The sequence below is a fragment of the Buttiauxella sp. WJP83 genome (assembly GCF_027594725.1).
Classification (GTDB): domain Bacteria; phylum Pseudomonadota; class Gammaproteobacteria; order Enterobacterales; family Enterobacteriaceae; genus Buttiauxella; species Buttiauxella selenatireducens.
On sequence record NZ_CP110080.1, the window covers coordinates 3,828,345 to 3,840,501 of the forward strand.

Here is a 12,157-nt window from a genome sequence, read left to right on the forward strand (position 1 = left end):
ACGGAGGCTTTTTTGGAAAGCAGTAACGATTACTTACTGCCGAACATGTCTTTTATCCAACCGGCAACACCATCACCTGACTCTTGTTGCTGCTGCGGTTGCTGCTGCTGTTGTTGTTGCGGCTGCTGTTGAGGCTGCTGCGACTGGCTAAACGGATTATTGTTCTGCTCAACCTGCTGGCTTTGCTGGCACAACGCATCTGGATTCGTCGTCCACACTGGCAGCACACGATCACCACCACCACCGCACTGGAAGTAACCTGCGCTATCAACGCCCATATCGACGATATCTTCCGGTGGATTCAGCACCAACGGAATTGGCGTTTGGTTCGCCAGGTAGCGTTGATAAAGCGACATCGCCCCGCTCGCACCGTACAGTTTGGTCGGCTGGTTGTTATCACGCCCAACCCAGGTGATGGCGACTTCTTTACCATCAATCCCGGCAAACCAGGTATCAACGTTATCGTTGGTAGTCCCCGTTTTCCCTGCCAGATGCAAGTTCGGATATTTGCCACCCAACGCACGCCCAGTACCACGAGCCATAACCTGCTGCATCGTGTACAGCGTCATGTAAGCCGCCTGTGGAGGAACAGCCTGTTCTGCCTGCGGGAAGCTTTGATACAGCACGGTACCATCTTCAGCAATCACCGAACGCAATGCAGACAGCGTTGCGCGGTTACCGCCGCTGGCAATGGTCTGGAATGCCTGAGCCACTTCGATTGGCGTCAGGTTCAACGCGCCCAGCAACATTGCCGGAACCGGATGCAACTGGTCTTTCGGCACACCCAGTTTAATCCAGGTGTCGGTGACGGCTGGCAGGCCAAGCGCCATACCCAGATTCACCGTTGGTACGTTCATCGAACGTGTCAACGCATCAACCAGCATCACCTGACCGCTATAGCGACGATCGTCGTTTTGCGGCGACCAAACCTGACCATTCGGCTGCTTCAGCGCAATCGGTGCATCGGCAATCCAGGTATTCAGGCGATAGGCATCGGGCTGGCTTAACGCTGTCAGATACGTTGCAGGTTTAGCCAGAGAACCGATAGAACGGCGTGCCTGCATCGCGCGGTTAAAGCCTGCATATTGTGTTTCCGCCCCCCCAACCATGGCACGAACTTCGCCGGTTGAACGGTCAACAATCACCATTGCTGCTTCAAGATCTTTCAGCTTACGAGAAGCGCGGAGAACCGGTACGCCTTCGCTCACCGCTTTTTCTGCCGCATCCTGGGAAACGGAGTCAAAAGTGGTGAAGATCTTCACGCCCGACAGGTCTTTAACTTTATCGCCAAGCTTGGCCTGGAGTTCGTTACGCACCATCTGCATAAATGCAGGCTGCGGCGAAATCACCCCGCCACGCGGCTGCACACCCAGAGGGCGAGCGCTCAGCATGTCGTAAAGTTCCTGGTCGATCACTTTCTGCTCTTGTAACAAGCGCAGCACAAGGTTTCGACGTTCCAGTGCCAGTTTCGGGTTACGCCATGGGTTGTAAATCGACGCCCCTTTCACCATGCCGACCAGCAACGCTTGTTGGTCAAGACTCAGCTCTTCAACCGGACGACCAAAGTAGTACAAGCTCGCCAGCGGGAAGCCGCGAATTTCGTTATCGCCGCTCTGGCCGAGGTACACCTCGTTCAGATACAGCTCAAGAATGCGATCTTTGCCGTAACGGGCGTCCATGATCAGCGCCATGTACGCTTCGTTCGCTTTACGCACGTAAGAACGTTCGCTCGACAGGAACAGGTTTTTAACCAGCTGTTGCGTCAGCGTACTCGCACCTTGCACCGTACGACCGGCTGTCAGGTTCGCCAGCACCGCACGACCGATGGAGTAGAAGCTGATCCCATCATGTTCGTAGAAGTGTTTATCTTCCGTAGCGATCAGCGTATCAACCAGCAGTTCCGGGAATCCGGTGCGTGGCACGAATAGACGCTGTTCACCATTGGGTGAAGACAACATGGTGATTAAACGCGGATCCAGACGGAAGAAACCGAAGCTGCGGTTGTTATCCATGTTCTGGATCGATTCAAGATGGTCGCCATCAAAAACCAGACGTGCGCGGATCTGCCCTTCTTTACTATCAGGGAAATCAAACGGGCGACGGATCATCTCAATACTGTTGCCCTGCACCGTAAATTCACCAGGGCGAGTCATCTTCGTCACCTGGCGATACTGCGTGGCTTCCAGCAGGTTAATCATCTCTTTTTTGCTGTACGGCATGTCGGGTTCAAGATTCACCATGCGGCCATATACCGCCGCCGGGAGTTGCCAGACTTTGCCATCAATACGCGCGCGGATCTTCTGGTCAAGATAGACGCCGTAAATCACGAACAGCACAACAAAAACGACAAACAGTTTTAGTAAGAACCACAACCAGCGGCGCTTTTTACGTGGCGGACGGCCATTGCCGCTGCCTTTTCCTTTACGCGGTGGCATCGGTTCCTCGTCGTCATAGTCATCGTCGTAATCCGCATCGTATTCCTCTTCGCGGACACGGCGGCTTACTTTCTCTTTTACAGGGCGTGAAGGTTTACCTTTACGTCCAATCGGTTCGCGGTCATTCCCCGCCATTGCTTTCTCCACCAAAAATAAGGCGCACGGCCTGATTCTCCTTTCTTCCACCAAAGGTGAAAGAGGAAATCTCTCAAAGTTATTGGTACTTTTTCGTACGCCGCGTAGGCAGCGCGTCTGCTGGCGAATCCGGCCAGACATGTTTTGGATAACGTCCTTTCATCTCTTTTTGCACTTCCCGATAGGCTCCGTTCCAGAAAGCGGTTAAATCACGCGTTATCTGCAAAGGGCGCTGAGCTGGGGAGAGCAGTTCCAGAACCAGTGGCACACGGCCTTCAGCAATCACTGGCGTTCGCGCTTCACCAAACATTTCTTGCATACGAACAGCAAGAACTGGCGGATTTTCATCATCATAGCGAATGGCTATCTGGCTTCCCGTCGGCACAGTGTAATGAGTTGGCAACGCACTATCCAGACGAACGCGAGTGTTCCAGTCGAGCAGATTCTGTAACGCGCGTGTGACATCAATGTTTTTAAGCGCGCGCCACGAGTGTACACCATGCAGTTCAGGTAATAACCAGCTGTCTAAATTTCGTAGCAAAGCATCATCCGAAACATCAGGCCACGCAACTTCCGGCAACCATTTGGCTGCGCAAGCCAGACGCAAACGAAACTGTTGCGCATGGGGTGACCAGTTCAGTATCGCCAGACCTTTTTCACGAATGCCGTTGAGCATTGCTTGATGCAACTCCTCTTCGGAAGGTTTCGCCAGCGGCTGGACTTTCACCACGAGTTTGCCAATCTGCGTGCGGCGATAAGCTTTCAACGTCCCCTGGGTTTCATCCCATTCAATGGAGTCGCTTTGGTTTAATAACGACGGACACCTCGCCGTCAGCGCATCGATATCCAGAGGTATCGCCTGCAAGATACGTGCGTCCGGTGTTTGGCTTCCCTGCAATAATAAAGGTGCTAACAACCATTCATAACGCGTGAGCGGATCATCCTGATTGAGCATCGCCCCCATACCGTTAGCTAATTGATAACGACCATCCAGTCCACGACGCCGGGCGATACGATCGGGAAAAGCGTGAGCCAGTAACGGGGCGATAAGAGAGGCATCTGCAGCACCGCCACGATGATTCAACCGCTTTAACAACTGAGAACTCCGCTGCTGCCAGTTTTCCTGCCGACGGCTAAATGCGTTTCGCAAATCACTGTCCTGACCGCGGGGAGGTTCTTCCAGAATCGCGACCAGCCGAGCGGCTGTGACTTGTTCATCGGCGGTTTTGGCATTAACCAGGACGGCGGCGAGGCGAGGTTCGTTACCTAAATTAGCCATCTGCTGGCCGACAGACGTGAGCCGGTTTTGCTCATCCAGCGCATTGAGCTGGCGTAATAATGTCTGAGCGGCGGCAAGATTGGCGCCGGGAGGCGTATCAAGCCAGGTGAGTTGATGCGGATCCTGGCAACCCCATTGCAGCAAATCGAGCAGCAGACCGGACAGATCGCTTTGCAGAATCTCCGGCTCGCTTTGCGATGAAGCACGTTCTGCTTGCTCGGCACTGGTTAAGTGCAGGCAAATACCCGATTCCAGTCGCCCTGCTCGCCCCGCACGTTGAACCATCGACGCCTGGCTAATACGCTGCGTGACCAGTCGCGTCAAACCGGTGCGAACATCGAAACGCGCCACGCGTTCAAGCGCGGTATCCACCACCAGGCGGATGCCTTCGATGGTGAGACTGGTTTCAGCAATATTGGTCGCCAGCACCACTTTGCGCATGCCATTTGCCGCAGGCAAAATCGCTTTACGTTGTTCGTTTAAAGACAGTGCTCCATATAACGGGCAAAGCTGCACGTCACTTGCTACTCGCTCTTGTAACTGCTGCTGAACGCGCTGGATTTCAGCAACACCGGGTAAAAACAGCAACACCGAGCCCGACTCTTCCCGCAGCAAATTTGCCACGACGATAGCCACCGCTTCATCAAAACGTGGTTGAGTGGGGAGCGGGCTATAGCGGCGCTCAACAGGAAATGCCCGTCCTTCAGAGGCGATCACTGGCGCATTGGGCAAACACTGTTGCAGACGCGAGTTATCAAGCGTTGCCGACATAATCAAAAGCTTGAGATCGTCGCGTAATCCCTGCTGCACATCGAGCAACAGCGCTAACGCAAGGTCTGCTTGCAGGCTACGTTCATGAAATTCATCCAGAATCACCAGCGCCACACCGTCGAGTTCCGGATCGTGCTGGATCATGCGCGTCAGAATACCTTCGGTGACAACTTCGAGCTGCGTATTTGGCCCCACGCAGGTTTCAGCACGCATGCGATATCCCACCGTTTCACCCGGCTTTTCACCCAGAAGTTCAGCCAGACGCTGTGCAACATTACGTGCCGCCAGCCGACGCGGCTCAAGTAGCAGAATGCGCCCGCCTAAGTTTGCCTGTTGCAAAATCTGCAATGGCAGCCAGGTCGATTTACCGGCACCTGTTGGCGCGCTCAGTAAAACTTGCGGTGCATTTTGCAAAGCGTGAAGAATATCGGGTAGCACTGCGGCGACCGGTAATGACGGCACAAACGGCTCCAAAAAGGTATTATTGAAAGTTCGCTATTGTAGCATCACGCCAAATCATACATAACCGAGAGACCCAACAATGGCTGAAACTCGCCGTCTGTTCTTTGCACTCGAACTCCCAGCAGAGGTGCAAAAACAGATTATCCAGTGGCGCGCCGCACAGTTTCCTGAAGATACCGGGCGGCCGATTGCCGCCGCTAACCTGCATCTGACGCTCGCCTTTTTAGGTGACATCAGCGTGGAAAAGCAAAAGGCGCTCAGCCAGTTAGCGGGGCGGATTCGCCAGCGCGGTTTTACCCTGACCATTGATGATGCCGGGCAATGGCTGCGTTCGAATGTCGTATGGATTGGCCCGCGCCATGCGCCTTTAGGACTCATTCAACTGGCAAACATGTTACGCTCGCAGGCGGCTCGCAGCGGTTGTTATCAAAGCCCGCAGCCGTTTCATCCGCATATCACGATTTATCGCAATACGCCGCGCGCAGTCGCTATTCCGCCCCCCAATTTCCGCTGGCAATATCAGGTAGATGAATTTGTGTTGTATGAGTCTGTTTTCAAACAAGGGCGAACGCGTTACCAGCCATTGCAGCGCTGGTCGCTCAGTAATAAGGAAGAATAAATGGAATTTAGCCCGCCATTACAGCAAGCCACTCTGATTAAACGTTATAAACGCTTTTTGGCCGATGTCGTCACGCTTTCCGGCGAAGAATTAACGCTTCATTGCCCGAATACCGGAGCAATGACCGGTTGCGCAACACCTGGGGATACTGTCTGGTATTCCACCTCAGACAATCCGACGCGTAAATATCCTCACACATGGGAAATAACCCAGACGCAACGTGGCGAATTTATCTGTGTAAATACATTGCGCGCGAATGGAGTAGTTAAAGAAGCATTAGCGGCAGAAACCATTTCAGAACTATCGGGTTACAACATAATTAAAAGCGAAGTAAAGTACGGCGAGGAGCGCAGCCGTATTGATTTTATGTTGCAAGCAGATTGTAAGGTTAACTGCTATATTGAAGTGAAATCAGTCACGTTATCACAACAAGGTTGTGGCTATTTCCCAGATGCCGTAAGCCTCCGAGGGCAAAAGCATTTGCGGGAATTGATGAACGTGGTTTTGCAGGGCGAACGCGCGGTGCTGCTGTTTACAGTGTTGCATTCGGCTATTACCCAGGTCTCCCCGGCACGCCACATCGATGCAAAATATGCGCAATTGTTATCAGAGGCGCAACAGTGTGGAGTCGAACTTCTTGCTTATAAAGCTGAACTTTCTGCAAGTGGGTTAACTCTAATTTCGCCGTTGCCTGTCCATTTATAATTTTTACTTAATAAAGAGCAGTTAACGTTTGTCTGTTTTGTGTGCTGGCGGCTCGCGTAAATACGCTTTTCTTCACAGGCTTGTCAAGAGAGGAATTTATATAATTGCCATCCTGAAAAGCATCTGCTATTTATAGCGGCCTGATTTTCCCCCGACCAGGGGACCGATAGTGCGTGTTAAGGAGAAACAACATGCAAGAAGGGCAAAAGCGTAAAACATCGTCCCTGAGTATCCTCGCCATCGCTGGGGTGGAGCCATATCAGGAGAAAACGGGCGAAGAATATATGAACGAAGCCCAGCTGTCGCACTTCAAGCGTATTCTTGAAGCCTGGCGTAGCCAACTTATGGATGAAGTTGATCGCACGGTAACGCATATGCAGGATGAAGCAGCAAACTTCCCGGACCCAGTTGACCGTGCAGCCCAGGAAGAAGAGTTCAGCCTCGAACTGCGTAACCGTGACAGGGAGCGTAAACTGATCAAGAAAATCGAGAAGACCCTCAAGAAAGTAGAAGACGAAGATTTCGGTTTCTGCGAATCCTGTGGTGTTGAAATCGGCATCCGCCGTCTCGAAGCTCGCCCGACAGCTGATTTATGCATTGACTGTAAAACGTTGGCAGAAATTCGCGAAAAACAAATGGCTGGCTAACGGCCCGCAATTTCACCACTTTCAAAGGCGGGAGACTCTCCCGCCTTATTCATTTGTAGGCTCATGACAGCTCCTCACTACATTGGACGTTTTGCTCCCTCGCCTTCCGGTGAACTCCATTTTGGTTCACTGATTGCCGCGCTTGGTAGTTATCTGCAAGCTCGCGCGCAGCAGGGCCAATGGCTGGTTCGCATTGAAGATATCGACCCACCTCGTGAAATCCCGGGCGCCGCTACCACGATTTTGCAGCAGTTAGAGCATTATGGTTTGCACTGGGATGGTGAAGTTTTGTGGCAATCCCAACGACACGAAGCCTATCGCGAAGCCCTTTCCTTCTTGCAGCAGCAAGGTTTGAGTTATTACTGCACCTGTACCCGCAGCCGCATTCAGCAAATCGGCGGTTACTACGACGGTCATTGCCGCACGCTAAATCATGGGCCAGAGAATGCCGCATTACGGTTTGTGCAGCATCATCCGGAATTAAGTTTTGCCGATAAACTGCACGGAAAATTAATTGCCGATGAAAAACTGGCCCGTGAAGATTTCATCATTCATCGCCGTGATGGGTTATTTGCCTATAATCTTGCTGTGGTTGTGGACGATAATTTTCAGGGTGTGAGTGAAATTGTACGCGGCGCAGATTTAATTGAACCGACGGTACGACAAATTTCGCTGTATCAACAGTTTGGCTGGACGGTACCTGATTACGTACATTTGCCGCTGGTGCTCAACGAGAATGGCGCCAAGTTATCGAAGCAAAATCACGCGCCAGCCCTACCACAAGGCGATCCACGTCCGGTTATTCATGCCGCGCTGGCATTTTTGAACCAACCAGAAATTGCTGGCTGGCAAGATTTAACGCTGAGTGAGTTACTCAGTCTGGCGGTGCAAAATTGGTCGCTGCAGGCTGTAGGAGCAGGCTCTTCGTGAATACGTCATTCTCAAATGCCACGCACTGAGCTATGATTAGCCGCTGTTTTTTTTGTCCCTATGATTGACACTGCCGAGGTGTACTATTTTTACCCGAGTCGCTAATTTTTGCCGCAAGGTGCTTAACCGCGATGACGTCGTGGTCGAGGAGAATGAAGATCTCCCGCAAATCACGGTAATTCCGCGTGACCAGCACGCTCTGTCCCGCAAAGATATCAGTGAAAATGCCCTCAAGGTGCTCTATCGTCTGAACAAAGCAGGCTACGAGGCTTACCTCGTGGGCGGCGGTGTCCGTGACCTGTTGCTCGGTAAACAACCGAAAGACTTTGATGTCACCACCAGCGCCACGCCGGATCAAGTGCGTAAACTGTTCCGTAACTGCCGTCTGGTTGGCCGTCGCTTCCGCCTTGCGCATGTCATGTTTGGGCCGGAAATCATCGAAGTTGCCACTTTCCGTGGTCACCACGAAGAGCAAAAGTCTGATAAACAGACTTCGCAGACCGGTCAGAATGGCATGCTGCTTCGCGATAACATCTTTGGTTCTATCGAAGAAGATGCTCAGCGCCGCGATTTCACTATCAACAGCCTGTATTACAGCGTGGCTGATTTCTCAGTTCGCGATTATGTCGGTGGCCTGCGTGATTTACGCAATGGTGTCATCCGTCTGATTGGCGATCCTGAAACGCGCTATCGTGAAGATCCGGTTCGCATGCTGCGTGCCGTGCGCTTTGCCGCGAAGCTGAATATGACGATCAGCCCGGAAACAGGCGAGCCCATTCCGCGTTTAGCCACCTTGATCAATGACGTCCCTCCAGCCCGTTTGTTTGAAGAGTCACTGAAACTACTTCAAGCCGGCCACGGTTACGAGACGTATGAATTACTGCGTGAATATCAGCTCTTCCAGCCGTTATTCCCGACCATCACCCGCTACTTTACTGAGCAGGGTGACAGCCCAATGGAGCGCATGATCGTTCAGGTGCTGAAGAATACCGATAACCGCATTCAGAACGATATGCGCGTTAACCCAGCCTTCTTGTTCTCTGCCATTTTCTGGTATCCGCAACTGGAGATGGCTCAAAAGCTGACCCAGGAAAGTGGGCTTGCCTATATGGACGCCTTCGCGTTAGCGATGAACGAAGTGCTGGACGAAGCCTGCCGTGCGCTGGCTATTCCAAAACGTATCACCACTCTGGTTCGTGACATCTGGGGCTTGCAGCTTCGTCTGTCACGTCGTCAGGGCAAACGCGCATGGAAGTTAATGGAGCATCCTAAATTCCGCGCTGCGTATGATTTGCTGGCGCTGCGTGCTGAAGTGGAAAATAACCAGGAATTACTGCGCCTGACCAAATGGTGGGGTGAGTTCCAGGTGGCGGCTCCACCAGCACAAAAAGATATGCTCGATGTTTTAGGTGATGAACCTGCGGTACGCCGCCGTCATCGCCGTCCGCGTAAACGTGCACCGCGTAGCGGAGGAAGTGCATGACACTGGCGTATATCGCCCTTGGCAGCAACCTTGCGTCGCCGCTTGAGCAAGTGACTCATGCACTGAACGCCATTGCAACCATCCCGCAAAGTCGGGTGGTTGCAACATCTTCGTACTACCGCACCCCGCCGCTCGGCCCGCAAGACCAACCTGATTACCTGAATGCCGCGGTCGCCCTGGAAACGGAGCTGTCTCCCGAGGCATTACTGGCTCATACTCAACGTATTGAGCTGGAGCACGGACGAGTACGAAAAGCCGAGCGCTGGGGGCCACGGACGCTGGATCTCGACATTATGCTGTTCGGTAATCTGACGATCGCCACCGATGCCCTTACCGTGCCGCATTACGACATGAAAAACCGCGCGTTCATGTTAGTTCCACTACTGGAGATCGCGCCTGATTGCGCCTTCCCTGACGGCCAGCCGGTCGCTAAAGTTTTAGAAAGCCTTCCCCAGGACGGGATTGTGCTTTGGTAATCAAGGACATAGTTTAACTCCCCAATAGTTTATCCTCAGGGACTGCCATGAAACCAATCACCATGTCTCAGTTGCGCCAATGGAAACAGGCTCAACGCAAGTTCGCCACCATCACTGCTTATGATTTCAGCTTCGCAAAACTGTTTGCCGAGGAAGGCATTGGCGTCATGCTGGTTGGCGATTCATTAGGGATGACCGTTCAAGGCCACGACTCCACGCTGCCGGTAACCGTAGCAGATATTGCCTACCACACTCGCGCGGTACGCCGTGGCGCGCCGAATTGCCTGTTATTGGCTGACCTGCCATTTATGGCATACGCCACCCCGGAGCAAGCTTTTGCCAACGCCGCTGAAGTGATGCGCGCCGGTGCGAACATGGTCAAAGTCGAAGGGGGACGCTGGTTGGTTGATACCGTCAAAATGCTTACCGAACGTGCCGTTCCAGTGTGTGGGCATTTGGGCTTAACGCCGCAGTCCGTCAATATTTTCGGTGGTTATAAAATCCAGGGCCGTGATGAAACCGCAGCGCAAACGCTGCTTGATGATGCCCTGGCACTCGAAGCCGCAGGTGCACAACTGTTAGTACTGGAATGTGTGCCCGTGGCGCTGGCAAAACGCGTCACTGATGCGCTCACCATTCCGGTTATCGGCATTGGTGCAGGTAATGTGACTGATGGACAGATTTTGGTGATGCATGATGCGTTCGGCATCACCGGGGGTCATATTCCAAAATTTGCGAAGAACTTCCTTACAGGAACTGGCGACATGCGTGCTGCGGTTCGCCAGTACATCAACGAAGTTGAGTCCGGCACCTATCCAGGTGAAGAACACAGTTTCCACTGACAGGAGAAGGGTTGTGTTGATTATCGAAACGATACCGCTGCTGCGTCAGCAAATCCGCCGTTGGCGCCAGGAAGGTAAGCGCATTGCGGTGGTCCCAACGATGGGGAACCTGCACGACGGGCATATGAAGCTGGTCGATGAGGCAAAAAGCCGCGCCGATGTGGTAGTAACCACCATTTTTGTTAATCCGATGCAGTTTGACCGCCCGGATGACTTAACGCGCTATCCACGCACCTTGCAGGAAGATTGCGAGAAGCTCAATCGCCGCAAAGTAGATTTGGTGTTTGCACCTGCTCCTGGTGACATTTTCCCGAAAGGTCTGGATTCGCAGACCTTCGTCGAGGTTCCAGGGCTTTCGACCATGCTCGAAGGTGCAAGCCGTCCGGGGCATTTCCGTGGCGTTTCTACTATCGTCAGCAAGCTGTTTAACATGGTGCAGCCTGACATCGCGTGTTTCGGTGAGAAAGATTTCCAGCAGCTCGCGTTAATTCGCAAGATGGTTGCGGACATGGGCTACGACATCGAAATCATAGGCGTACCAATAGTGCGCGCAAAAGATGGCCTGGCATTAAGCTCACGCAATGGCTATCTGAACGCTGAACAACGCAAAATCGCGCCGGGCCTGCATGTAGTGATGCAGTCTCTGGCGGACAAGCTGCTTGCCGGTGAGCGCGATACCGAAGAGATGTTAGCGATCGCGGCAACCGAGCTAAATGAAAAAGGTTTCCGTTCCGACGACTTGCAAATACGCGATGCGGATACGTTGCTGGAGCTGGATGCCCAGAGCAAGCGAGCGGTGGTGCTGATGGCGGCATGGCTCGGACAAGCGCGTTTAATTGATAATGTTCAGGTCGAGCTCGCGCAGTAGACAGTCTGGCAAAATCGGGCAATACTGCCCAACTAAATTCCGGCGGCAAGCGCTGAGCTTGCCGCTTATGTAACCCAATAGTGACGAAGGTTTAAGCTATGATACGCACCATGCTGCAAGGCAAACTTCACCGTGTCAAAGTGACGCAGGCGGATTTGCACTATGAAGGTTCCTGCGCCATCGATCAGGATTTCCTTGAAGCGGCTGGCATTCTGGAATATGAAGCCATTGATATTTATAACGTCACCAACGGTAAGCGTTTCTCTACTTACGCGATCGCTGGTGAACGCGGTTCTAAAATTATTTCGGTTAACGGCGCTGCGGCACATTGTGCCGATGTGGGCGACATTCTGATTATCGCAACTTACGTGACGATGCCGGATGAGCAAGCGCGTAGCTGGCAGCCGAAAGTGGCTTATTTCGATGGCGACAACGAAATGAAACGCCTGGCGAAGGCTGTACCAGTTCAGGTTGCCTAGCCCACCATCGTTGAATTAAAAAGGCC

At 52.8% G+C, this 12,157-nt stretch carries 10 protein-coding genes and 1 pseudogene; 9 read left to right on the forward strand and 2 right to left on the reverse strand.

Going from position 1 to position 12,157, the window contains the following annotated elements; genetic code table 11:
- Positions 1–29 precede the first annotated feature (29 nt).
- Both mrcB and hrpB read right to left on the reverse strand, forming a co-directional pair.
- Positions 30–2,570 carry a bifunctional glycosyl transferase/transpeptidase gene (gene mrcB, locus OH773_RS17735; protein ID WP_270140533.1) on the reverse strand — a complete coding sequence of 847 codons (2,541 nt, stop codon included), beginning with the start codon at positions 2,568–2,570 and terminating at the stop codon, positions 30–32.
- Between the two features lie 79 nt (positions 2,571–2,649).
- Positions 2,650–5,082 (reverse strand): ATP-dependent helicase HrpB, encoded by a 2,433-nt coding sequence (hrpB, locus tag OH773_RS17740; RefSeq protein ID WP_270140535.1) that lies wholly within the window; start codon positions 5,080–5,082, stop codon positions 2,650–2,652.
- Positions 5,083–5,161: 79 nt separating this feature from the next.
- On the opposite strand from hrpB, the gene thpR reads away from it, so the two are divergent.
- From thpR to panD, 9 genes and pseudogenes are all read left to right on the forward strand, one after another.
- Positions 5,162–5,701 carry an RNA 2',3'-cyclic phosphodiesterase gene (thpR, locus tag OH773_RS17745; protein ID WP_183272812.1) on the forward strand — a complete coding sequence of 180 codons (540 nt, stop codon included), beginning with the start codon at positions 5,162–5,164 and terminating at the stop codon, positions 5,699–5,701.
- A complete protein-coding gene (gene sfsA, locus OH773_RS17750) occupies positions 5,702–6,406 on the forward strand; it encodes a DNA/RNA nuclease SfsA (RefSeq protein WP_270140538.1) in 705 nt (234 codons plus the stop codon). It abuts the gene before it with no gap.
- Between the two features lie 191 nt (positions 6,407–6,597).
- Positions 6,598–7,053 carry an RNA polymerase-binding protein DksA gene (gene dksA / locus OH773_RS17755; protein ID WP_183272810.1) on the forward strand — a complete coding sequence of 152 codons (456 nt, stop codon included), beginning with the start codon at positions 6,598–6,600 and terminating at the stop codon, positions 7,051–7,053.
- A 63-nt stretch (positions 7,054–7,116) separates the two neighbouring features.
- A pseudogene (gene gluQRS, locus OH773_RS17760) lies at positions 7,117–8,012 on the forward strand (tRNA glutamyl-Q(34) synthetase GluQRS).
- A 56-nt stretch (positions 8,013–8,068) separates the two neighbouring features.
- Positions 8,069–9,466: a polynucleotide adenylyltransferase PcnB gene (gene pcnB, locus OH773_RS17765; protein WP_270145941.1), complete on the forward strand. Its 1,398-nt coding sequence runs from the start codon at positions 8,069–8,071 to the stop codon at positions 9,464–9,466.
- Entirely contained in the window at positions 9,463–9,942 is a 480-nt protein-coding gene (gene folK / locus OH773_RS17770) for a 2-amino-4-hydroxy-6-hydroxymethyldihydropteridine diphosphokinase (RefSeq protein ID WP_270140540.1), read from the forward strand. Before pcnB ends, folK begins: the two co-directional genes overlap by 4 nt.
- Positions 9,943–9,989: 47 nt before the next feature.
- Positions 9,990–10,784 (forward strand): 3-methyl-2-oxobutanoate hydroxymethyltransferase, encoded by a 795-nt coding sequence (panB, locus tag OH773_RS17775; protein ID WP_270140542.1) that lies wholly within the window; start codon positions 9,990–9,992, stop codon positions 10,782–10,784.
- 13 nt (positions 10,785–10,797) lie between these two features.
- A complete protein-coding gene (gene panC, locus OH773_RS17780; RefSeq protein ID WP_270140545.1) occupies positions 10,798–11,652 on the forward strand; it encodes a pantoate--beta-alanine ligase in 855 nt (284 codons plus the stop codon).
- Between the two features lie 98 nt (positions 11,653–11,750).
- The gene (gene panD, locus OH773_RS17785) at positions 11,751–12,131 is read left to right on the forward strand and encodes an aspartate 1-decarboxylase (RefSeq protein ID WP_034493438.1); all 381 of its coding nucleotides are present in this window, start codon (positions 11,751–11,753) and stop codon (positions 12,129–12,131) included.
- Positions 12,132–12,157: the final 26 nt, after the last annotated feature.